The 22,805-nt window shown below is 65.4% G+C and carries 19 protein-coding genes; 1 reads left to right on the top strand and 18 read right to left on the bottom strand.

Going from position 1 to position 22,805, the window contains the following annotated elements:
- Positions 1 to 134: 134 nt before the first annotated feature.
- The 11 genes from phoR to C7H84_RS16510 all read right to left on the bottom strand — a co-directional run bounded on the left by phoR (position 135) and on the right by C7H84_RS16510 (position 12,389).
- Positions 135 to 1,454 (bottom strand): phosphate regulon sensor histidine kinase PhoR, encoded by a 1,320-nt coding sequence (gene phoR / locus C7H84_RS16560; RefSeq protein ID WP_121859793.1) that lies wholly within the window; start codon positions 1,452 to 1,454, stop codon positions 135 to 137.
- A gap of 57 nt (positions 1,455 to 1,511) precedes the next feature.
- Positions 1,512 to 2,213, bottom strand: coding sequence for a phosphate regulon transcriptional regulator PhoB (phoB, locus tag C7H84_RS16555; protein ID WP_006750313.1), 702 nt, complete (start codon positions 2,211 to 2,213; stop codon positions 1,512 to 1,514).
- Positions 2,214 to 2,243: 30 nt separating this feature from the next.
- The gene (gene phoU, locus C7H84_RS16550; protein ID WP_121859792.1) at positions 2,244 to 2,948 is read right to left on the bottom strand and encodes a phosphate signaling complex protein PhoU; all 705 of its coding nucleotides are present in this window, start codon (positions 2,946 to 2,948) and stop codon (positions 2,244 to 2,246) included.
- 18 nt (positions 2,949 to 2,966) lie between these two features.
- A complete protein-coding gene (gene pstB, locus C7H84_RS16545) occupies positions 2,967 to 3,815 on the bottom strand; it encodes a phosphate ABC transporter ATP-binding protein PstB (protein ID WP_121859791.1) in 849 nt (282 codons plus the stop codon).
- 15 nt (positions 3,816 to 3,830) lie between these two features.
- On the bottom strand, positions 3,831 to 4,724 hold the full coding sequence (gene pstA / locus C7H84_RS16540; protein WP_121859790.1) for a phosphate ABC transporter permease PstA: 894 nt from the start codon (positions 4,722 to 4,724) through the stop codon (positions 3,831 to 3,833).
- Positions 4,721 to 5,704, bottom strand: coding sequence for a phosphate ABC transporter permease PstC (gene pstC / locus C7H84_RS16535; protein ID WP_121859789.1), 984 nt, complete (start codon positions 5,702 to 5,704; stop codon positions 4,721 to 4,723). The genes pstA and pstC overlap by 4 nt, the downstream gene beginning before the upstream one ends.
- Before the next feature lie 94 nt (positions 5,705 to 5,798).
- Positions 5,799 to 6,833, bottom strand: coding sequence for a phosphate ABC transporter substrate-binding protein PstS (gene pstS / locus C7H84_RS16530; RefSeq protein WP_121859788.1), 1,035 nt, complete (start codon positions 6,831 to 6,833; stop codon positions 5,799 to 5,801).
- Between the two features lie 453 nt (positions 6,834 to 7,286).
- On the bottom strand, positions 7,287 to 8,642 hold the full coding sequence (gene glmM / locus C7H84_RS16525; RefSeq protein ID WP_121859787.1) for a phosphoglucosamine mutase: 1,356 nt from the start codon (positions 8,640 to 8,642) through the stop codon (positions 7,287 to 7,289).
- 36 nt (positions 8,643 to 8,678) lie between these two features.
- Entirely contained in the window at positions 8,679 to 9,572 is an 894-nt protein-coding gene (gene folP / locus C7H84_RS16520; RefSeq protein ID WP_121859786.1) for a dihydropteroate synthase, read from the bottom strand.
- A gap of 89 nt (positions 9,573 to 9,661) precedes the next feature.
- The gene (ftsH, locus tag C7H84_RS16515) at positions 9,662 to 11,560 is read right to left on the bottom strand and encodes an ATP-dependent zinc metalloprotease FtsH (RefSeq protein ID WP_121859785.1); all 1,899 of its coding nucleotides are present in this window, start codon (positions 11,558 to 11,560) and stop codon (positions 9,662 to 9,664) included.
- 166 nt (positions 11,561 to 11,726) lie between these two features.
- Positions 11,727 to 12,389, bottom strand: coding sequence for an RlmE family RNA methyltransferase (locus C7H84_RS16510; protein WP_121859784.1), 663 nt, complete (start codon positions 12,387 to 12,389; stop codon positions 11,727 to 11,729).
- Positions 12,390 to 12,594: 205 nt separating this feature from the next.
- Between C7H84_RS16510 and C7H84_RS16505 the strand changes: the two genes are divergently transcribed.
- Positions 12,595 to 13,122 (top strand): YhbY family RNA-binding protein, encoded by a 528-nt coding sequence (locus C7H84_RS16505; protein ID WP_121859783.1) that lies wholly within the window; start codon positions 12,595 to 12,597, stop codon positions 13,120 to 13,122.
- 67 nt (positions 13,123 to 13,189) lie between these two features.
- Here the strand turns inward: C7H84_RS16505 and C7H84_RS16500 are convergent, their stop codons facing one another.
- The 7 genes from C7H84_RS16500 to C7H84_RS16465 all read right to left on the bottom strand — a co-directional run bounded on the left by C7H84_RS16500 (position 13,190) and on the right by C7H84_RS16465 (position 22,770).
- Positions 13,190 to 13,648 carry a DUF4149 domain-containing protein gene (locus C7H84_RS16500; RefSeq protein ID WP_121859782.1) on the bottom strand — a complete coding sequence of 153 codons (459 nt, stop codon included), beginning with the start codon at positions 13,646 to 13,648 and terminating at the stop codon, positions 13,190 to 13,192.
- Between the two features lie 14 nt (positions 13,649 to 13,662).
- Entirely contained in the window at positions 13,663 to 14,139 is a 477-nt protein-coding gene (greA, locus tag C7H84_RS16495) for a transcription elongation factor GreA (protein WP_014897431.1), read from the bottom strand.
- A 118-nt stretch (positions 14,140 to 14,257) separates the two neighbouring features.
- The gene (gene carB / locus C7H84_RS16490) at positions 14,258 to 17,512 is read right to left on the bottom strand and encodes a carbamoyl-phosphate synthase large subunit (protein ID WP_121859781.1); all 3,255 of its coding nucleotides are present in this window, start codon (positions 17,510 to 17,512) and stop codon (positions 14,258 to 14,260) included.
- A gap of 70 nt (positions 17,513 to 17,582) precedes the next feature.
- Complete coding sequence (leuE, locus tag C7H84_RS16485; protein ID WP_121859780.1) at positions 17,583 to 18,254, bottom strand: leucine efflux protein LeuE; 672 nt, start codon at positions 18,252 to 18,254, stop codon at positions 17,583 to 17,585.
- A 37-nt stretch (positions 18,255 to 18,291) separates the two neighbouring features.
- Positions 18,292 to 19,437, bottom strand: a complete 1,146-nt coding sequence (carA, locus tag C7H84_RS16480) for a glutamine-hydrolyzing carbamoyl-phosphate synthase small subunit (protein WP_121859779.1) — start codon at positions 19,435 to 19,437, stop codon at positions 18,292 to 18,294.
- Positions 19,438 to 19,799: 362 nt separating this feature from the next.
- Entirely contained in the window at positions 19,800 to 21,032 is a 1,233-nt protein-coding gene (locus C7H84_RS16470) for an MFS transporter (RefSeq protein ID WP_121859778.1), read from the bottom strand.
- A gap of 166 nt (positions 21,033 to 21,198) precedes the next feature.
- Complete coding sequence (locus tag C7H84_RS16465) at positions 21,199 to 22,770, bottom strand: transglycosylase SLT domain-containing protein (RefSeq protein WP_121859777.1); 1,572 nt, start codon at positions 22,768 to 22,770, stop codon at positions 21,199 to 21,201.
- Between the last annotated feature and the right edge of the window lie 35 nt (positions 22,771 to 22,805).

Here is a 22,805-nt window from a genome sequence, read left to right as displayed (position 1 = left end):
CGCCCAAAGCAAGCTGCACGCGTCTCCATGCGCCGTGTGCAGCAAATGAAAAAGCACAGCCCGCGGGCTGTGCTTTTTCATTTCAGGTCGTGCGCTCGAACGGCGCACACGACCCGAATCACGCAATCACGTAATCACGCTTCGAACGTAGCCGGCCGGATCGCGATGACTCGCGACGCCGGGAAACGCGCGGTAAACGTACTGCCGCGCCCTTCCTCGCTCTGCACGTACAGGTGCGAGTCGTGCCGCTGCAGCACGTGCTTGACGATCGCGAGGCCGAGCCCCGTGCCGCCCGTATCGCGCGAGCGGCTGCGATCGACGCGATAAAAGCGCTCGGTCAGCCGCGGCAAGTCGGCGGCCGGAATCCCGAAACCGCTGTCGGTGACGGAAAACACGCCCTGCGCACCCTCGCGCCGCCACGACACGGCGATCTTGCCGCCGTCCGGCGTATAGCGGATCGCGTTGGTGACAAGGTTCGCGAACGCACTGAACACTTCGGTCTGCGCACCGGTGACGCCCAGCGTCTCGTCGATCGTGAACGTGATCTCGTGATGCCCGTTCGACAGCGTGTGCGCATCTTCCTTCAGATGGTCGAACAACGCGCGCATGTCGACCGCGTGGTCCGTCGGCGGCTTGCTTTCGCCTTCGAGCTTCGCGAGCACCAGCAGGTCGGTGACGATGTGCCGCATCCGCGACGCCTGCTGCTCCATCATCTCGAGATAGCGCGCGCGATCCTCCTCGTTCAAAGGCAGCTCGCGCATCGTCTCGAGAAAGCCCGACAGCACGGTGAGCGGCGTCTTCAGTTCGTGCGACACGTTCGCGACGAAGTCGCGCCGCATCGCGTCGGTCCGCTCGAGCTCGGTGATATCCTGCGTGAGCAGCAGCTTGCGGTTTTCGCCGTACGGAAACACCTGAACTTCCAGAACGTTCTGCCGCGAGTCGCCCATCCCGCGCATCACGAGCGTTTCGTCGTAATGCTGCGCGTTCAGGTAGCGGACGAAATCCGGATGACGCACGAGGTTCGTGATGTGCTGGCGCAGGTCGCGCTTCGCATCGAGGCCGAAGTGCACCTCGGCGATCGCGTTGCACCACTCGATCTGGTCATGATCGTCGAGCATCGCGACACCGTTCGGCGACGCCTGGATCGCCTGGATGAAGCGCGAATGCTGCTGCTCGACCTGCCGCACCTGCGCATGCCACTGCTTCGCGAGCTTGTGCAGTCGATAGTAGATTTCACCCCAGATGCCCGGTGCGCTCGGCACCTCGCCGTAGACGGGCGCATCGAGCAGACGCCACAGGCGTTGCGTATGGAAGGTGCTGAAGAAGCCCTGCGCGACCAGCATCACGACCGCGAACCCGAGGGCCGCGATCGGGCCGGCGAACACGCCGACCAATACGCTGATCAGCACGAGCAGCATGAGCGACACGAGAAAGCGCGCCCAGATGATGTTCATGATTCAGCGCCCGAAAGAATGAACGGCATGCCATGGCACACGGCACGCCCGGATACGTTACGCGTGCTTGGCGAGCCGATAGCCGCTGCCGCGCACGGTCTCGATCATCGCATCGCAACCGGCCGGTTTCAAGGCCGCGCGCAATCGTTTGATGTGCACGTCGACGGTCCGCTCTTCGACGAACACGTGATCGCCCCACACCTGGTCGAGCAGTTGCGTGCGGCTGTGCACGCGCTCCGGATGCGTCATGAAGAAATGCAGCAGGCGGAACTCGGTCGGGCCGAGATCGAGCTTGATCTCGCTGCCGTCGCCGTGTGCGGCGACCCGATGCGTGGCCGGATCGAGGCGCAGCCCGTTGATCGACACGACGTCCTCGGTCAGCTGCGGCGCACGACGGCGCAGCACGGCCTTGATGCGCGCCATCAGTTCCTTCGGCGAGAACGGTTTCGTCACGTAGTCGTCCGCGCCGATCTCGAGGCCGAGCACCTTGTCCTGCTCGTCGCCGCGCGCGGTCAGCATGATGATCGGGATGTGCTTGGTCCGTTCGTTGTTGCGCAGGTCGCGCGCGAACGCGATGCCGGACTTGCCCGGCAGCATCCAGTCGAGCAGTACGAGATCGGGCAGCACGTCGCTGATCAGGTTCTGCGCCTGTTCCGCGTTGTACGCGCGGATCGGGCAGTGACCGGCGTGCTGGAGATTCACCGAAATCAGTTCGGAAATCGCGGGCTCGTCTTCAACGACGAGAATGTTGCTGGGCATCGGCACCTCTGTTCTTCCTTACGGAGTCGATTAACTGTTGGCTTCGCGATCGAGCGTGTCGCGCGGCTGATGCCGCACGTCGGTGCCCTTCACGATGTAGATGATGAATTCGGCGATGTTCTTCGCGTGGTCGCCGATCCGTTCGATCGCCTTCGCGATGAACAGGTACTCGAGGCCGACCGAGATCGTGCGCGGATCTTCCTGCATGTACGACACGAGCTTGCGCACGAACGCACGGAATTCCAGGTCGATTTCCTTGTCGTCCTTGACGATCTGCGCGGCCGCCACCGTATCGAGGCGCGCGAATGCGTCGAGCGCGCGGCGCAGGATCGTCACGGCCATCTCGCCCGACACCTTGATCTCGGCGATGTTCACCGCACGCGCGGCCGGTTCGTCGACCAGGCGGCGCACGCGCTTCGCGATCTTCTCGGCCTCGTCGCCGGCGCGCTCGAGGTTCGTAATCGTTTTCGAAATCGACATCAGAAGGCGCAGGTCACGCGCGGCAGGCTGTCTCCGCGCGATGATGTTGCCGCACTCCTGGTCGATCTCGACTTCCATCGCGTTCAGCGTTTCCTCGGCCGTGATCACGCGCTCGGCCGCTTCGCGGTCGAATTCGTTGAGCGCGTACATCGCACCGACGATCTGCGACTCGACGAGGCCGCCCATTTCCAGCACCTTCGACGACACGGCGTTGAGATCCGCATCGAACTGGCTCGACAGATGTTTATCCGACATGGTTGTTGTTCTCCGTCATCAGCCGAAACGGCCGGTGATGTAGTCTTCCGTTTCCTTGCGCACCGGCTTGATGAAGATCTTTTCGGTTTCGCCGAATTCGATCAACTCGCCCAGGTACATGTAGGCCGTGAAGTCCGAGCAGCGCGCGGCCTGCTGCATGTTGTGCGTGACGATCACGACCGTGTAGTCGCTCTTCAGCTCCGCGATCAGCTCTTCGATGCGGCCCGTCGAGATCGGGTCGAGCGCAGAGCACGGCTCGTCGAGCAGCAGCACTTCCGGACGGATCGCGATGCCGCGCGCGATGCACAGACGCTGCTGCTGGCCGCCGGACAGCCCGTAGCCGCTCTGGTTCAGCTTGTCCTTCACTTCGTTCCACAGCGCGGCCTTCGTCAGCGCCCACTCGACGCGATCGTCCATCTCCGAGCGCGTGAGCTTTTCGAACATCTTCACGCCGAACGCGATGTTGTCGTAGATCGACATCGGGAACGGAGTCGGCTTCTGGAACACCATGCCGATTCGCGCGCGCAGCAGCGAGATGTCGCGCTTGGTGGTCAGCAGGTTCTCGCCGTCCATCAGGATTTCGCCTTCGGCGCGCTGCTCCGGATAGAGCGCGTACATCTTGTTGAACGTGCGCAGCAGCGTCGACTTGCCGCAGCCCGACGGGCCGATGAACGCCGTCACCTTGCCTTCGGGAATGCGCAGGTTGATGTTCTTCAGCGCGTGGAACTTGTTGTAGAAGAAGTTGAGGTTGTTGACCTCGATCTTCGCGTTCAGCGGCGCCAGCGGACGGCCAGGTGCCGCGTCTTGCGTGCCGGCGGGCGCAGCGGCGCGCTCGACGGGATTCAGGTGGCTTTCTGCCATATTCATCGGATCGCTCCGCCGTTACTTTTTCGAGAAGATCGAGCGCGCCAGGACGTTGAGTCCGAGCACCCCGAGCGTAATCAGGAACACGCCCGCCCATGCGAGCGACTGCCATTCGGCAAACGGGCTCATCGCGAACTTGTAGATCGTGACGGGCAGGTTGGCCATCGGCTGGCTCATGTCCCACGAGAAGAACTGGTTCGACAGGGCCGTGAACAGCAGCGGCGCCGTTTCGCCGGCGATCCGCGCGACCGCGAGCAGCACGCCCGTCACGATCCCGCCGATCGACGCGCGCAGCGTGATCTTCAGCACCATGCGCCACTTCGGCGTGCCGAGCGCGACGGCCGCTTCGCGCAGCGCGTTCGGCACGAGCTTCAGCATGTTTTCGGTCGTGCGGATCACGATCGGGATCTGCAGCAGCGCGAGTGCGATCACGCCGGCCCAGCCCGAAAAGCGCCCCGACTTCGCGACGACGATCGCGTACACGAACAGGCCGATCACGATCGACGGTGCCGACAGCAGGATGTCGTTGATGAAGCGGATCGTGCTCGCCAGCAGGTTCTTCTGGCCGTATTCGGCGAGATAGACGCCCGCGAGGATGCCGATCGGCGTGCCGATCAGCGTGCCGAAACCGCACAGCAGCAGGCTGCCGACGATCGCGTTCGCGAGACCGCCGCCTTCCGTGTTCGGCGCCGGCGTCGATTCGGTGAACAACTGCACCGACAGGCCGCCGACACCGAGATGCACCGTCGTGTACAGGATCCACACGAGCCACAGCAGGCCGAATGCCATGGCGGCGAGCGATGCGGTCAGCGCGATCGCGTTGGTCACCTTGCGCTTGCGCTGCAGGCGGTTGCGCATCGCTTCGAGGACGGCGCCGCTCGGCCCCGGGAAATTCATGATGGGCTCGCTCATTTCTTGCCCTCTCCCTTCTCGAGACGAAGCAGCAGCAGTTTGGAGATGGACAGCACGATGAACGTGATCACGAACAGGATCAGGCCGAGTTCCATCAGCGCGGACGTATGCAGGCCCGGTTGCGCTTCCGCGAATTCGTTCGCGAGCGCCGACGTGATGCTGTTGCCCGATGCGAACAGCGACACGCTGTCGAGCAGGTTCGTGTTGCCGATCACGAAGGTCACGGCCATCGTTTCGCCGAGCGCGCGGCCGAGGCCGAGCATCACGCCGCCGATCACGCCGGTCTTGGTATAGGGGAGCACGACCTTCCACATCACTTCCCACGTCGTGCAGCCGATCCCGTACGCCGATTCCTTCAGCAGCACGGGCGTGACTTCGAACACGTCGCGCATCACCGATGCGATGTACGGAATGATCATGATCGCGAGGATCACGCCGGCGGCGAGGATGCCGATACCGATCGGCGGGCCGGACGTCAGCGGACCGAGCACCCATACGTCCTTGAGCAGGCGGCCGATCGGTTTCTGGAAGTATTCGGCGAAGATCGGCGCGAACACGAGCAGGCCCCACATCCCGTAGACGATCGACGGAATCGCGGCGAGCAGTTCGATCGCGATGCCGAGCGGGCGGCGCAGCCACACGGGCGACAGCTCGGTGAGAAACAGTGCGATGCCGAAGCTGACCGGCACCGCGATGGCGAGTGCGATGATCGACGTCACGAGCGTGCCGTAGATCGGCACGAGTGCGCCGTAGACATCCGAGTTCGGATCCCACTCGGATTGCCAGAAAAAGCCGAGGCCGAACTTCTGGATGGTCGGCAGCGACGCAATGATCAGGGAAACGATGATCCCGCCCAGCAGCAGCAGGGTCACGATCGCGGCAAGCCGTGCGAGGCCGCCGAAGACAACGTCGCCGATGCGGCTCGGCGCGCGTTGCGACGCGGCGTCGGACCGGGAGGACGTATAGGAAATTTCAGACATGGGTGCCTGTTCTGGATCGCCGGGCGCCGTGACGCCCGGCCTTACCGCACACACTGCCCGACCGGCACGGCCGGGCAGCGAACCGCTGTGTTGCTTACTCCGCGGCGACCGGCTTGCCCGATGCGTCCGTCACCTTGACCTTCCACTGCTTGCGGATTTCCGCCTCGACTGCCGGCGGCAGCGAGATGTAGTCGAGGCTGTCGGCAGCCTTTTCGCCGTTCTTGAACGCCCAGCTGAAGAACTTCAGCGTTTCGGCGCCCTGCTCCGGCTTGTCCTGCTTCGCGTGCAGCAGCACGAACGTCGCGCCGACGACCGGCCATGCTTCCTTGCCCGGCTGGTTCGTCAGGATCTGGTAGAACGACTTCGACCAGTTCGCGCCCGCGGCAGCGGCCTTGAACGTTTCGGTCTTCGGCTCGACCACCGTGCCCGTCGAGTTCTTCAGGGCCGTGTAGACCATGTTGTTCTTCTTGGCGTACGCCCATTCGACGTAGCCGATCGCGCCCGGCAGGCGCTGCACGAAGGCCGCGACGCCGTCGTTGCCCTTGCCGCCCGTGCCCGTCGGCCAGTTGACCGTCGTGCCTTCGCCGATCTTCGACTTCCACTCGTCGCTGACCTTCGACAGGTAGTTCGTCCAGATGAAGCTCGTGCCCGAGCCGTCAGCGCGGCGAACGACCGCGATGTCCGTATCCGGCAGCTTGACCTTCGGGTTCAGCGCGGCGATCGCCGGGTCGTTCCACTTCTTGATCTTGCCGAGGTAGATGTCGCCGAGCACCGGGCCCGACAGCGTCAGTTCGCCGGCCTTCACGCCCGGCACGTTGACGACCGGCACCACGCCGCCGACGACCGTCGGGAACTGGAACAGGCCTTCCTTCGCGAGTTCGTCGTCCTTCAGCGGAGCGTCCGAACCGGCAAAATCGACCGTCTTCGCATTGATCTGCTTCAGGCCGCCCGACGAACCGATACCTTGATAGTTCACCTTCGCGCCGCCGGCCTGCTGGTAGTCAGCGGCCCATTTCGTATAGATCGGCATAGCGAACGTGCTGCCTGCGCCCGTGATGTCGGCTGCGTGAGCGGCGACGGCGAAAAGCGCGCCAGCCAGGCCGGCAATCGCGGTTTGCATCAATTTCATGAGACCTCCAGTGTGTGAGCGGATGACTACGGCACCGCGAAGGTTAGGGGCTCCTCATGACGATAATGTGACAATCGATGAAACTGGCGTGACAGTAACATGACTGGTTGAAAGGGTATATCGGGCCCGCTGCGGGCGGCCGGCGCAGGCGCTGCCCGGGCGGATGTCGGCAAGAATTGCCGGTACGGAGTGGCGGCCCGGCGCCCCATGACGGGGTGTGCTGGTGAGTGTGCCTCAGCGAGAACGGGCGCGAAAGGCCTGCTCCGCATGCCGCGGCGATTCAGCGTCGGGCGGCCACTTTGGTCAGGCGAAATCTGCGTCGAAGATCAGCTCTATTTAATAGCGCAAACCTTTGCGTCTGACGAATTGCGGCGCCCGAAGGCGCCGCGTGTGGTCTTCCCCGAAAGGCGGCGCGTGCACGACAGGACCGTCGTGCGCCGTCGCCGATCCGGCTCAGGCCGTCGCCACGCGTACCGCGTCGGCAATCGCTTCCGCATGACGCGTCGCGTCGGCCGCATGCCGCGCCTCGACCATCACGCGCAGCACGGGCTCGGTGCCCGACGCGCGGATCAGCACGCGGCCGTGGCCGGCCAGCGCGCCTTCAGCCGCGTCGATTGCCGCACGAATCGATGCGTTGGCCTTCCAGTCGGCGCCGGGCTTCATCCGCACGTTGATCAGCTTCTGCGGGAACAGCGTGACGCCGTCGAGTATCTGCGCGAGCGTGCGGCCGCTGCGCTTGAGCGCGGCGAGCACGAGCAGCGCCGACACGATGCCGTCGCCGGTCGAATGGCGATCGAGCGACAGGATATGGCCCGAGCCTTCCGCGCCGAGCTGCCAGCCGCGCTCGCGCAGCTGTTCGAGCACGTAGCGGTCGCCGACCGCCGCGCGGACGAACGCCACGCCTTCGCGCTGAAGCGCGACCTCGACCGCCAGGTTCGTCATCAGCGTGCCGACCGCGCCGTCGACCTTGCCGGCGGTCGCGATCCGGTCCTTCACGAGCACGTATAGAAGTTCGTCGCCGTTGAACAGCCGGCCGGTCGAATCGACGACCTGCAGGCGGTCCGCATCGCCGTCGAGCGCGATGCCGAGGTCCGCATGGTTCGCACGCACCGCGCGCACCAGCGCATCGGGCGCCGTCGCGCCCACCCCGTCATTGATGTTGAAGCCGTTCGGCGCGACGCCGATCGAGACCACCTCCGCGCCGAGCTCGTGGAACACGTGCGGCGCGATCTGGTACGCGGCACCGTGCGCGCAGTCGATTACGAGCTTCAGCCCGCGCAGGTCGTATGCGGCCGGGAACGTGCTCTTGCAGAACTCGATGTAGCGGCCGGCCGCGTCGTCGAGGCGGCGCGCCTTGCCGAGCCGGTCGGACGACGCGCATTCGAGCGGCTTGTCGAGCCACGCTTCGATCTCGGCTTCCGTCTCGTCGGGCAGCTTGTTGCCGTCCGCGGAGAAGAACTTGATGCCGTTGTCCTGATACGGGTTGTGCGACGCGCTGATCACGACGCCGGCCGACAGGCGCAGCGCACGCGTCAGGTACGCGACGCCTGGTGTCGGCATCGGACCGGCCAGCATCACGTCGACGCCTGCCGCTGAGAAGCCGGCTTCGAGCGCGGCCTCGAGCATGTAGCCCGACACGCGCGTGTCCTTGCCGATCAACACCGTCGGACGCGCACCGGCCCCGCCGTCGGCCGCACCGGCCAGTACCTTGCCGGCCGCATAGCCGAGACGCAACACGAAATCAGGCGTGATGGGCCCCTCGCCCACCGTGCCGCGAATACCGTCCGTGCCGAAATATCGACGTCCCATGGCGAACCTTCCTCCTTCGTCTTTCTGACTTCTGACTTATCGTTGCCGCGCGGCTTCGCGCACGGCATTCCAGACCTTCAACGCATCGACCGTCGCCGCGACGTCGTGCACGCGCACGATCGCAGCACCCCGGCCGACCGCGCACAACGCGGCCGCCACGCTCGCCGCGACGCGCTCCATCGGTGGCTTGCCGCCGATCACCGCGCCCAGCATCGACTTGCGCGACATGCCCGCGAGAATCGGATACGCACGCCCGCCGGGTCGCGCGGGCGCCGTGTCCGGCAACGCGGCCAGCAGCGCGTAGTTGTCGTCGACCACCGCCTTGCCGAACCCGAAACCCGGATCGACGCAGATCCGTTCCGGCGCGACGCCCGCGTCGAGCAGCGCATGCACGCGCCCGGCAAGAAAGTCGCGCACGTCGGTCACGACGTCGCCGTAGTCGGGCTCGCCGACCTGCATCGTCTGCGGCTCGCCGAGCATGTGCATCGCGCAAAGCCCGCTGTTGCCTTCACGGATAGCATCAATCGCGCCCGGCTGACGAAACCCCCAGATGTCGTTGATCAGGTCCGCGCCGGCGGCGAGCGCCGCGCGCATCACGGCCGGCTTGTAGGTATCGATCGACAGCGGCACGTTCAACGGCCGCAGTGCTTCGACCAGCGGAATCACGCGCGCGAGCTCCTCGTCGAGCGGCACGGGTGGCGCGCCCGGGCGCGTCGACTCGCCGCCGATGTCGATCAGGTCGACGCCTTCGGCGATCATCCGCTCGGCCTGGCGCAGCGCATCGTCGCGCGCGAGAAAGCGGCCGCCATCGGAAAACGAATCGGGGGTGGCGTTGAGGATGCCCATCACGAGCGGGCGCTCGAACGTCAGCGAGAAGCGGCCGCACTGGAGCGGCGCGGGAGTGTACGCGAAAGCAGCGGAATCGGACACGGGCGGGAGGCGTCGATGAATGCAAAAACGGAATGCAAAACGGGCCGGTGTGAAGCCACACCAGCCCGTGAACTGAGCTACAGCGGAGGTCAGGCGGCCGGCGAAGCAGGCGCCGGCGCGTTGCCGGGCTTCACTTCGGCGGTCGTGCCACCGCCCGACGAGTCGCCGCCGACAGCCGGCGAGCTCTTCGGCGAGCGCGGCGGGCGCCCTTCCATGATGTCGTTGATCTGATCGGCGTCGATCGTTTCCCACTCCATCAGCGCGGCCGTCATCGCTTCGACCTTGTCGCGGTTCTCCTCGAGCAGCCGGCGCGCAAGGCCGTACTGTTCGTCGAGCACGCGGCGGATCTCGCCGTCGACCTTCTGCTGCGTCGCTTCCGAGATCGTGCGCGTGAAGCCGCGGCCGAACGGACCGTTGTCGCTCTCGTCGTCGACGTAGACCATCGGCCCGAGCGCGTCCGTCATGCCGAAACGGGCCACCATCGCGCGCGCCGTCTGCGTCGCCTTGTTGAAGTCGTCCGATGCGCCGGTGCTGATCAGGTTCAGGAACAGTTCCTCGGCCACGCGGCCGCCGAACAGGATCGCCAGGCGATCGAGCAGGTAGTCCTTCGAATACGTCTCGTTGTCATGCTCCGGCAGCTGCCACGTGACACCCAGTGCGCGACCGCGCGGGATGATCGTGACCTTGTGCACCGGATCGGCCTTCGGCAGCAGCTTCGCGATCACCGCGTGGCCCGACTCGTGGTACGCCGTCGCGCGCTTCGCTTCTTCGCGGATCACCGCCGACTTGCGCTCCGGACCCATGAAGATCTTGTCCTTCGCGTCCTCGAAATCCTGCATCTCGACGATGCGCTTGCCGCGGCGGGCGGCGAACAGCGCCGCTTCGTTCACGAGGTTCGCGAGGTCTGCGCCCGAGAAGCCCGGCGTGCCGCGTGCGATGACTGCCGCATCGACATCGTTCGCGATCGGCACCTTGCGCAGGTGGACGCGCATGATCTGCTCGCGGCCGCGGATGTCCGGCAGGCCGACATAGACCTGACGGTCGAAACGGCCCGGACGCAGCAGCGCCTTGTCGAGAACGTCGGAACGGTTGGTCGCGGCGATCACGATCACGCCCGAGTTCGCTTCGAAGCCGTCCATCTCGACCAGCATCTGGTTCAGCGTCTGTTCGCGCTCGTCGTTGCCGCCGCCCATGCCGGCGCCGCGATGGCGACCGACCGCGTCGATTTCGTCGATGAACACGATGCACGGTGCGTGCTTCTTCGCCTGCTCGAACATGTCGCGCACACGGGCCGCACCGACGCCGACGAACATTTCGACGAAGTCGGAACCCGAGATGCTGAAGAACGGCACCTTCGCTTCACCGGCGATCGCGCGGGCGAGCAGCGTCTTGCCGGTACCCGGAGGGCCGACGAGCAGCACGCCGCGCGGAATGCGACCGCCCAGCTTCTGGAATTTCTGCGGGTCGCGCAGGAAGTCGACGAGCTCGGACACTTCTTCCTTCGCTTCGTCGCAGCCCGCGACGTCGGAGAAGTTCACCGCGTTGTTGTTCTCGTCGATCAGCCGCGCGCGCGATTTCCCGAACGAGAATGCGCCGCCTTTGCCGCCCCCCTGCATCTGCCTCATCATGTAGAACCAGAACACGATGATCAGGATCGTCGGCCCGAGGTAGTAAAGCGCGGACATCAGCGCGTTCGGCTCGTCGTCGGCCTTGCCGCTGACCTGCACGCCATACTTCATCAGATCGCCGACCATCCAGATGTCGCCGGGCGACACGATCTGGTATTTCTGGCCATCAGCCGGAGTGACGGTGAGGTTGCGCCCCTGCACGATGACGTTCTTGACCTTGCCGTTCTTGGCGTCGTCCATGAACTGCGAATAGGACACACCTTCCTGAACGCGGGGCTTGTCGAACTGCTTGAACACCGTAAACAGCACCAGTGCGATCACCAGCCACACTGCTGCCTTCGAAAACATATTGTTGTTCAAAGCACCACTCCTTCACTCGTAGACGAGCGCCTACATTTTCCTTGCGGCGCTCCTCGGTCATTCTAATCCAGTCCGACCACCCCCGCCATAAGCATTGACAACCGCCGCGATAGCGCTTCGCTTGTCTGGCAAGGGCCGGAGCCCGTTTGCGGCATCTCGCTCCGCGTCACCGCGGATGCTTCAGTTGCCGACCCAAAATGAACGTTTCGGACGATTTGTCGCGGGACGCCTTGGGCTTGCGTGGTGCGACGACCTTAAACTGCTGCTTGAATTTCTCGACGATCTGGCTGTAGCCGCTGCCGTGGAAACATTTCACGAGCAGCGCACCTTCCGGCTTCAAATGGTTCTGCGCGAATTCGAGCGCCAGATCGCACAGATGCTCGATGCGCGCCGCGTCCGCCGAGGCCACGCCAGAGAGGTTGGGGGCCATGTCGGAAATAACAAGGTCCACCGCGCGCCCCTCGAGCACTTCTTCGAGCTGGTGGAGGACGGCGTCCTCGCGGAAGTCGCCTTGCAGGAAGTGGACGTCGGCGATCGGCTCCATCGGCAGGATGTCGAGTGCGACGATCGTACCGTCGATGCCGCCTTCGCGTTCCGCGTCGCGCTTCTTGCCCTGCGCGAGCTTGTTGCGGGCATACTGGCTCCAGCTGCCCGGCGTCGCGCCGAGGTCGACGATCACCTGGCCGGGACGGATCAGCTTGTCCTGTTCGTCGATTTCCTTCAGCTTGTACGCGGCGCGCGCGCGATAGCCCTCCCGCTGCGCCATTTTGACGTACGGGTCGTTGATGTGGTCGTGCAGCCAGTGCTGGTTGAAGCGGTTTTTTGCCATTCGAGAGAGAGATTGCTGCTATTTGCTTCGTGAAGCCGTGCTTTTGGCGGATAATACGCGTCTTCTTCGCGCGGCTGCGGCCCCTTTCGAGGCCCAAGCCGCGATTTTACGTGGTTTCGGCGCGCGGCTGATGCGGTAACTTCCCGCGATTCGCTTCTGATTCGCTTCTGACGCAGTGCGCCCTTATTTAGATTTCGACATTTCCATGCCCGCCCTTTCGCTTTCCCCCGCCGAGCGCTCCGCGCTGCGCTCCCAGGCCCATGCGCTCAAGCCCGTCGTGCTCATCGGCGCCGAAGGGCTCACCGACGCCGTGCTGAAGGAAATCAAGGTGCACCTCGCCGCGCACCAGCTGATCAAGATCCGTGTGTTCGGTGACGAGCGCGACGAGCGCGTCGCCATTTACGACGAGATCTGCGACCGCCTGAACGCGGCGCCGATCCAGCACATCGGCAAGCTGCTGGTGATCTGGAAGCCCGAGGCTGATGCCGCCGCCCCGGCGCGTGGCCGCCGTGCCGGCGCTCTGCCGAGCGCGGCCGAAGCCATCGACGACAAGAAAGGCCGTGCACCGCGCACCGTCAAGGTCATCAAGGTCTCGCCGAACGCGAGCCCGGTGCGTCGCCCGAAGCCGACCAAGGTCGTCGTGCGCGGCAACGAGCGCGTGACGGCGGGCGGCACCGTGAAGCGGGCGAAAAAGCGCCAGGCCAGCACGAAGCGCCCGCATCAGGGCAAGTAATCCTGCCGCGCGGCACGGGGCAGCCCGTGCCGCCGTGCCGGTGCGGTAGTCACGCCATTCAGCCCGTTCAGGCGTCCTGCGTCGGCAGACGCCAGATCAGCATCAGCCCCAGCACGCTCTCGACGAGGTAGAACAGGCTCGAGACGCCGTGCAGCATCCCGAAGCGGCTCGCATACGGCGAGTTCGCGATATTGGTGCCCGCTTCCATCGCGGCCACCCGCAGCGCGTTCATGAACGGCTGCAGCGCAAAATACCCGACCAGCACGCACGCGACCATCGCCGCGACGATCCAGCGCACGCGCCGGTAATCGGCGCTGCCGCGCCGCACCTGCTGGTTCGACAACGCGAGCAGCAGCACGCCGCACACGGCACCGACGATCGCCTCGATGCGAAACAGCTGGGCGGCGACCGTACCGGCCGTCATCCGCTCCAGCGTCCTGAACAGCACCGGCGCGACCGCATACCCGATCGTCAGCAGGCTGCCGACCCATACGGCCGACAGCAGACGGAACACGCGATGCGGCATCACGTCGCTCCGCTTCAGATGTAGCTGACCGAGATGATTTCGTATTCGCGCACGCCGCTCGGTGCCTGCACCGCCGCGACGTCGCCTTCGGACTTGCCGATCAGCGCGCGGGCGATCGGCGAGCTGACCGAGATCAGGCCGTGATCGATATCGGCTTCGTCGTCGCCGACGATCTGGTACTTGACGGTGTCGCCCGACTCGAGATCCTCGAGTTCGACCGTCGCGGCAAACACCACGCGGCCATCGGCGTCGAGCACGGTCGGATCGATGACCTGCGCGGCGGACAGCTTCGATTCGAGTTCCGCGATGCGACCCTCGATGAAGCCCTGCTTTTCCTTCGCGGCATCGTATTCGGCGTTTTCGGACAGATCGCCCTGTGCGCGGGCCTCCGCGATCGCGTTGATCACGGCCGGCCGCTCGACGGACTTGAGGCGCTGCAATTCATCGCGCAGTTGCCCTGCGCCACGCTTTGTCAACGGAATGGTGCTCATAAACGGCTCAATCGCTAAAAACGGCTTTAAAAAAAATCACCGCGATTAAGCGCGTTTCCGGCGAACCGGAAACACCGCTTAACCGCGGCACGTGTTGCTTCGACAGGAAACTGACTGCTTAGTTTAGGCGAGCGTGAAGACCTTGTAAATCATAGACTTCCAGATCCTTCAGGTAGCGCAAGCCTTCGACGGCCGCGCGCGCGCCCGACATCGTCGTGTAGTACGTGACCTTGTGCGCCTGCGCGCTCATGCGGATCGAACGCGAATCGGCGATCGCCTGCCGCGTCTCGTCGACCGTCGTGAACACGAGTGCGATCTCGCCGTTCTTGATCATGTCGACGATGTGCGGACGGCCGTCCTTCACCTTGTTGACGACCTTCACCGGCACGCCGGCCGCCTCGATCGCGGCAGCCGTGCCCTTGGTCGCGACGATCGGATAGCCGAGGTCGTGCAGCATGCGCGCGACTTCGACGGCCTTCGGTTTATCCGCGTCCATCACGGTCAGCAGCACCGTGCCCGACTCCGGCAGGCGCGAACCGGCCGCGAGCTGCGACTTGAACAGCGCTTCGCCGAACGTCTGGCCGACCCCCATCACTTCGCCAGTCGAACGCATCTCGGGCCCGAGGACCGGATCGACGCTCGGGAACTTGACGAACGGGAACACCGCTTCCTTCACGCTGAAGTACGGCGGGTCGATTTCCTTCGTCACGCCTTGCTGCGCGAGCTTCTGGCCGACCATCGCACGCGCCGCGATCTTCGCGAGCGGCAGGCTGGTCGCCTTCGACACGTACGGCACCGTGCGCGACGCGCGCGGGTTCACTTCGAGCACGTAGATGATGTCCTGCTTCGAACCGTCCGCCTGCGGCACCTGCTGGATCGCGAACTGCACGTTCATCAGGCCGACCACGTTCAGCGCCTTCGCCATCGCGCCCGTCTGGCGCTTCAGCTCGGCCACGGTTTCCTTCGACAGGGAGTACGGCGGCAGCGAGCACGCCGAGTCGCCCGAGTGGACGCCTGCCTGCTCGATGTGCTCCATCACGCCGCCGATGAACACCGCTTCGCCGTCGCAGATGCAGTCGACGTCGCATTCGATCGCGTCGTTCAGGAAGCGGTCGAGCAGCACCGGCGAATCGTTCGACACCTTCACGGCCTCGCGCATGTAGCGCTCGAGGTCGCGCGGCTCGTGGACGATTTCCATCGCGCGGCCGCCCAGCACGTACGACGGACGCACGACGAGCGGATAGCCGATTTCGGCCGCGAGCGCGAGCGCTTCTTCTTCGGCGCGCGCCGTGCGGTTCGGCGGCTGGCGCAGGCCGAGGTCCTGCAGCAGCTTCTGGAAGCGTTCGCGGTCTTCCGCCGCGTCGATCATGTCCGGCGACGTGCCGACGATCGGCACGCCGTGCGCCTCGAGGTCGAGCGCGAGCTTCAGCGGCGTCTGGCCGCCGTACTGGACGATCACGCCGACCGGCTTTTCCTTGTCGACGATCTCGAGCACGTCTTCGAGCGTCAGCGGCTCGAAGTACAGGCGGTCGGACGTGTCATAGTCGGTCGACACCGTTTCCGGGTTGCAGTTGACCATGATCGTTTCGTAACCGTCCTCGCGCATCGCGAGGGCCGCGTGCACGCAGCAGTAGTCGAACTCGATACCCTGGCCGATCCGGTTCGGGCCGCCGCCCAGCACCATGATCTTCTTGTTGGTGGTCGGCTGCGCCTCGCACTCTTCCTCGTAGGTCGAGTACATGTAGGCCGTCTTGGTCGCGAATTCTGCCGCGCACGTGTCGACGCGCTTGTAGACCGGGCGCACGTTCAATTCGACGCGGCGCTTGCGGACGTCTTCCGGCGTCGCGCCGAGCAGCTTCGCGAGACGACGGTCGGAGAAGCCGCTCTGCTTCAGGTAACGCAGCTCGTCGAACGTCAGCGATGCGAGCGTGCGGCCCGACAGCGCCTTTTCCTTCAGGATGATCTGTTCGATCTGCGCGAGGAACCACGGGTCGATCGCGGTTTCCGCGAAGATCTCTTCGGCCGTCATGCCGATGCGGAACGCATCGCCGACGTACCAGATGCGATCCGGGCCCGGCTCGTGGATCTCGATCGCGATCTCGTCGCGGTCGGTCGACTTCTCGTCGAGACCGTCGACGCCGACTTCGAGGCCGCGCAGCGCCTTCTGGAACGATTCCTGGAACGTGCGGCCGATCGCCATCACTTCACCGACCGACTTCATCTGCGTGGTCAGGCGCGAATCGGCTTCGCGGAATTTCTCGAACGCGAAACGCGGGATCTTCGTGACGACGTAGTCGATCGTCGGCTCGAATGAGGCCGGCGTCTGGCCGCCGGTGATTTCGTTCTTCAGCTCGTCGAGCGTGTAGCCGACCGCCAGCTTCGCCGCGACCTTCGCGATCGGGAAGCCGGTTGCCTTCGACGCGAGCGCCGACGAACGCGACACGCGCGGGTTCATTTCGATGACGACCATGCGGCCGTCCTTCGGGTTGATCGAGAACTGCACGTTCGAGCCGCCCGTGTCGACGCCGATCTCGCGCAGCACCGCGAGCGATGCGTTACGCAGGATCTGGTATTCCTTGTCGGTGAGCGTCTGCGCAGGCGCAACCGTGATCGAGTCGCCGGTGTGCACGCCCATCGGGTCGAGGTTTTCGATCGAGCACACGATGATGCAGTTGTCGGCGCGGTCGCGCACGACTTCCATCTCGTATTCCTTCCAGCCGAGCAGCGATTCCTCGATCAGCAGTTCGCGCGTCGGCGACAGGTCGAGGCCGCGCTTGCAGATCTCTTCGAACTCTTCGCGGTTGTACGCGATGCCGCCGCCCGAGCCGCCGAGCGTGAACGACGGACGGATCACGACCGGATAGCCGCTGCCGCCGGTGAGCGCCATGATCTCGGCGTGCACCTGGGTCGCCTCTTCCATCGAGTGCGCGACGCCCGACTTCGCGGAACCGAGACCGATCTTGGTCATCGCGTCCTTGAACTTCTGGCGGTCTTCGGCCTTGTCGATCGCTTCCGGCGACGCGCCGATCAGCTCGACGCCGAACTTCTCGAGCACGCCGTGGTGGTGCAGGTCGAGCGCGCAGTTCAGCGCGGTCTGGCCGCCCATCGTCGGGAGGATCGCGTCCGGGCGCTCCTTCTCGATGATGCGCGCGACGACTTCCCACGTGATCGGCTCGATGTACGTGACGTCGGCCGTGTTCGGGTCGGTCATGATCGTCGCCGGGTTGCTGTTCACGAGGACGACCTTGTAGCCCTCTTCACGCAGCGCCTTGCAAGCCTGCGCGCCCGAATAGTCGAACTCGCAAGCCTGGCCGATGATGATCGGGCCGGCGCCGATGATGAGGATGCTTTTGATGTCTGTGCGTTTTGGCATGGCTTGTGAATTCAGTAAGTAATCTTTGTCGTGGCTTCGTCGTGGCGTGGTCGCGGATCGGCGGCTGCGCTCAGCTCATGGTGGCGAGCGCCAGCTTCACCGAGAAACCGATGAACAGGCCGCCCACGCTGCTCGCCGCACCCGCCGCGAGCCTGCGGCGGCGACGGAAATGCTCGGCGAGCCGTGCACCCGCGAAGATCAGCGTGCTCAGATACAGGAAGCTCGCGCATTGCGCGATCGCCCCGAGCACGACGAACGACAGCGCGGGATGCGGGAATGCCGGGTCGACGAACTGGATGAAGAACGAGATGAAGAACAGGATCGCCTTCGGATTCAGGAGGCTCACGATCAGCGCTTTCCGGAACGGCTTGTCGAAAGACCGCTCGCCGTCGACCGCCTGCGGCGCATCGACCAGCGCATCGCCGCGCGCACGCAGCTTCTGCCACGCGCTGCGCAACATCCCTGCACCGATGTACAGCAGATACGCGGCGCCGCCGTACTTGACGACGGAGAACAGCAGCGGGTTCGCCTTCAGCAGCGACGCGACGCCCGCGGCGGACAGCACCATCAGCACCGTGTCGCCGACGAACACGCCGCAGGCCGCACGATAGCCGGCCTTCACGCCGCGCTGCGCCGCGAGCGACAGCACGTACATCGAGTTCGGTCCCGGCAGCAGGATGATGAAGATCACGCCGAACACGTAGGTCCAGATATCCGTGATGCCGAGTGCGTGGCCGAACATGATGCGAATCTCCCGTTCTTCGGTTGCGTCAGTTGCGTCAGGCGTTGCGCTGCTTCGCCGCGTCCATCAGTGCGGTGAAACGGTCGAACAGGTAGCCGATGTCGTGCGGGCCGGGCGACGCTTCCGGGTGGCCCTGGAAGCAGAAGGCCGGCTTGTCGGTGAGCTCGAAGCCCTGCAGCGTGCCGTCGAACAGCGACACGTGCGTGACGCGCGCGTTGGCCGGCAGCGAATCCGCGTCGACCGCGAAGCCGTGGTTCTGCGACGTGATCACCACGCGGCCGTCGCCGAGGTCCTTCACCGGATGGTTCGCGCCGTGGTGGCCCGTCTTCATCTTCAGCGTCTTTGCGCCGACCGCGAGGCCCATGATCTGGTGCCCCAGGCAGATGCCGAAGGTCGGCACGCCGCGCTCGATGAACTCCTTGGTCGCCGCGATCGCGTAGTCGCACGGTTCCGGGTCGCCGGGGCCGTTCGACAGGAAGATGCCGTCCGGATTCAGCGCGAGCGCGTCGGCCGCGCTCGCCTCGGCCGGCAGCACCGTCACGTGGCAGCCGCGCTCCGCGAGCATGCGCAGGATGTTGTACTTGACGCCGAAGTCATACGCGACGACGCGGTACTTCGGGGCTTGCTGCATCCCGTAGCCGCTTTCGAGGCGCCACTCGGTCTGCTTCCACTCGAACGGCTTGGTGGTCGACACGACCTTCGCGAGATCCATGCCCGCGAGGCCCGCGAACGAGCGCGCGAGCTCGATCGCCTTCGCCTCGTCGTCCGAGCCGGCCAGGATGCAGCCGCTCTGGGCGCCCTTGTCGCGCAGGATACGGGTCAGCTTGCGGGTATCGATGCCGGCGATCGCGACGACGCCTTCGTCGCGCAGGTAATCGCCGAGCGTGCGGTCCATGCGGAAGTTCGATGCGAGCGTGGGCAGATCACGGATGATCAGGCCGGCGGCATGGACTTTCGTGGCTTCGACGTCTTCGGCGTTGACGCCGTAGTTGCCGATATGCGGGTAGGTGAGCGTGACGATCTGACGCGCGTAGCTCGGATCTGTCAGGATTTCCTGATAGCCGGTAATCGCGGTGTTGAACACGACTTCACCGATCGTGTGGCCTTCGGCCCCGATCGAATAACCACGAAAGACCGTGCCGTCGGCGAGTGCAAGCAAGGCGGGAGAAAAAGACGGCAACACGGGAGGCTCCTTGGGGAACACCCTGCTGCCGACCTGTTTACCCTGCCGCGCGAGCGCCGCGCTGCGTAGGCGCGCGGAGTCGCTTGCTGGACGCGATCTGCGCTGGCGGCACGCGAACCCGGCGCGTGGCGCACGAGGCTTCGCGGCATCGCCCGACAGGCGGCGTGCGGCGGATGAACGGGATAAGTGAGGTAGGCGCTAGGGTGCGAGGTTGATCAGCACAAACTTTTAAATTATAGCCCGAAAATGGCCCTATCTTCAATCGATATGGCGGTCCCATCGTGCATGCGACGCGCGCGACGCCGTGGCAAACACGCGCGCAAGCCGGTGCTGCGGCCCCGTTTCGGCAGCCGCCCTACCCGTCAGCGTACCGCCGGATCGGCGCACTTGCCAGCGCTGCGCGCGGGCCACACGGACCAGGCGCCGCTCGCGAGCTGCAGCGCGAGCAGCACGCTCCACGCGGTGACGTGCGCCGCGGCCGGGTAATGGCCGTCGACGGCCGGCCAGTGCGACAGCACCGCGCCGATGCCGATCTGGAACGCAAAGATCAGCACGAAGATCACGAGCGTGAGCGTCGTGTTCGCGCGACCGATCAGTTGGGCCGGGAAGCGGCCGGCCAGCACCGCGTAGGTCAGGATTCCGACGCCGCCGAACATGCCGTACGCCGCCCACAGCACGGCCGGCGGCAGCGGCACGCGCGCGACGATCGCGACCTGCGTGACGACGAACAGCGCCATGCCGACACCGCAAAACGCCTGGACCGACACCCCGCGCCGCTCGAGCATGCGCGCGGCCGCGCCGAAACCGACGCAGCCGGCCATCATCGCGAAGCCGAGCACCGACACGAGCCGCGCGGCGTGCTGCGCATCGAACCCCGCGACATCGCGCAGGTACGGCCCGACCCACAGCGACTGCATTGCGTAGAACACGCCCTGCGTGACGATCGAGAACGACGAGATCTTCCAGAACGCGCGGCTGCCCAGGATGTGCCACGTGCCCTTGAACTGACTGACGAGCCCGCCCTGGTGGCGCGGACGTTCGGCTTCCGGCGCGCCGACGCCGATCGCCGCCGCGACGACGATCGTCAGTACCGCGAGCCCGGCGCAGATCACGCGCCAGCTGGTCACGCCGAGCAGCCAGGTCAGCGGCGAGCCGACCGCGACGCCGCCGAGCCCGCCGACGGCCATCACGAGGCCGTTGACGAGCGGCAGCCGGCCGACCGGAAAGTGCTGCGCGAGCGCCTTGAACGCCGCGCCGAGACACACCGACACGCCGACGCCGATCAGGAGCCGGCCGACCATCATCGTGCCGAGGTCGTGCGCGACGCCGAATACCGCGGCGCCGGCCGCCGCGAACAGCAGCATCCCGGCCGTCACGCGGCGCGGGCCGAAATGATCGAGCAGCACGCCGGCCGGAATCTGCGCGCCGGCGAAGCCGAGGAAATAGAGACTGGTGAGCAGCCCGAGATCGGCGGCCGACAACCCGAGTTCGTGCGTGACGAACGGCGCGAAGCCGAGATTGACGCCGCGGAACACATACGACACGAAATACCCGATCGCAAACAGCGCGAGCACCCTCACCTGCACCGATGACATCGCCTCTCCCTGTTGTTTCAAGCCCGGTGAAGCAGCGGCCCGCTGCCGCGCACAAACGAAAACGCCGTCACCTGGGTGACGGCGTTGCTGCGCGTTTCGTCGGATGATAACGCAAGCGCGCGGCCCTGCCGGACCGTCGCGCCGCGATCGCGACCGCGATACGTCGTTACTTCTTCTTGCCCGTATGTGCGGCAGCCTTCGGCGCGGCCTTGGCCGGCGCTGCCTTCGCCGCGCGTGCCGCGGGCTTCGCGGCCGCGTGCTTGCCGCCGCGCGACTTGCCGCCGACCGACAAGCTCGCGCGCTCGATGTGCGCGCCGCCGACCGCCGTCGCGATCCGCTCCGGCCCCGGCTCGGCCGGCACCGCACGGCCGACCGGCACGTGCAGCACGACCGCCTGGCCCGGCATCACCATGTCGCGATGCGTGCGGTTCCATGCCTTCAACTGACCGACCGACACGCCGTAGCGGCCGGCGAGCGCCGCCATCGATTGCTTGCGGCGCACGCGGATCAGCATCTTGCGCGTGTCGGGCACGTCGGGCTCCATCGCGAGCACGCCGTTTTCCGCGACGTCGGCGCTGATGTCCTCGTCGACGTCATCGCCGCGCGGCACGACGATCGTCGAACCGGGCTTCAGGCGCATGCCGGCCGGAATCTTGTTGACCGACATCAGCGTATCGGCGTCGACGCCGATCTTTTCGGCGATCACGGCCGGACGCGCGCGCTCGCTGACCGTATAGGTGGTCCACGACGCCAGTTGCCCGTTGTACGCCTTCAGGTTCTTCTCGAACGCCGCCGCGTTATCGAACGGCAGCAGGATCTGCGGCTCGGTCGCCCCGAGGATCACCGGCTTCGCGAACGACGGGTTCAGCGAGCGGAATTCGTCGAGCGACAGGTTCGCGAGCTTCGCGGCAACCGCGACGTCGATGTCGTGCGACGTCGTGACCGTCACGAAGTACGGGTGGTTCGGGATGTCCGGCAGCACCAGGCCGAACTGCTGCGGATTCGCGATGATGTTCTTCACCGCCTGCAGCTTCGGCACGTAGTTGCGCGTCTCGTTCGGCATCCGCAGGCTCTGGTAGTCAGTCGGCAGGCCGGCCGCCTGGTTGCGCGCGATCGCGCGCTGCACGTTGCCCTCGCCCCAGTTGTACGCGGCAAGCGCGAGATACCAGTCGCCGAACATGTCATGCAGGCGCGACAGGTAGTCGAGCGCGGCGCTCGTCGACGCGAGCACGTCGCGGCGCTCGTCCTGCCACATGTTGCGCTTCAGGTTGTAGGTCCGGCCCGTGCCCGGCATGAACTGCCACATGCCGGCCGCCTTCGCGACCGACAGCGCCTGCGGGTTGTACGCGGATTCGATGAACGGCAGCAGCGCGAGCTCGGTCGGCATGTGGCGCGCCTCGAGTTCCTCGACGATGTGATACAGATACTTCTGCGAGCGCTCGGTCATGCGCTGCACGTAATCGGGACGCTGGGTGTACCACGTCGTCTGCATGTCGACGAGGTCGGTCTGCAGGTCCGGCATCTGGAAGCCGCGGCGAATGCGCGCCCACAGATCGGAGTCTGCACTGGTCAGTTCGCCGACGGATTGCTTGTCGACGTCGACAGTTTCTTTGGCGGTGGCTGATTTACGGAGGTAGTTGGACGTCGCCTGCGAATCGGCGGCGTTGTTGGCGACAGGGGCCTGGCTCGCACAAGCGGCGAGTAGCAGGACCACCATCGCACTCAATATAAGTCGCATGAAAATCTCGGCTTCCGACGGCTGGAAATTGCAGG

It is taken from the genome of Burkholderia sp. Nafp2/4-1b, assembly GCF_003635165.1.
GTDB lineage: Bacteria > Pseudomonadota > Gammaproteobacteria > Burkholderiales > Burkholderiaceae > Burkholderia.
The sequence above is the reverse complement of the archived record's forward strand: the minus strand, read 5'-3'. Positions and strand labels throughout refer to the sequence as shown.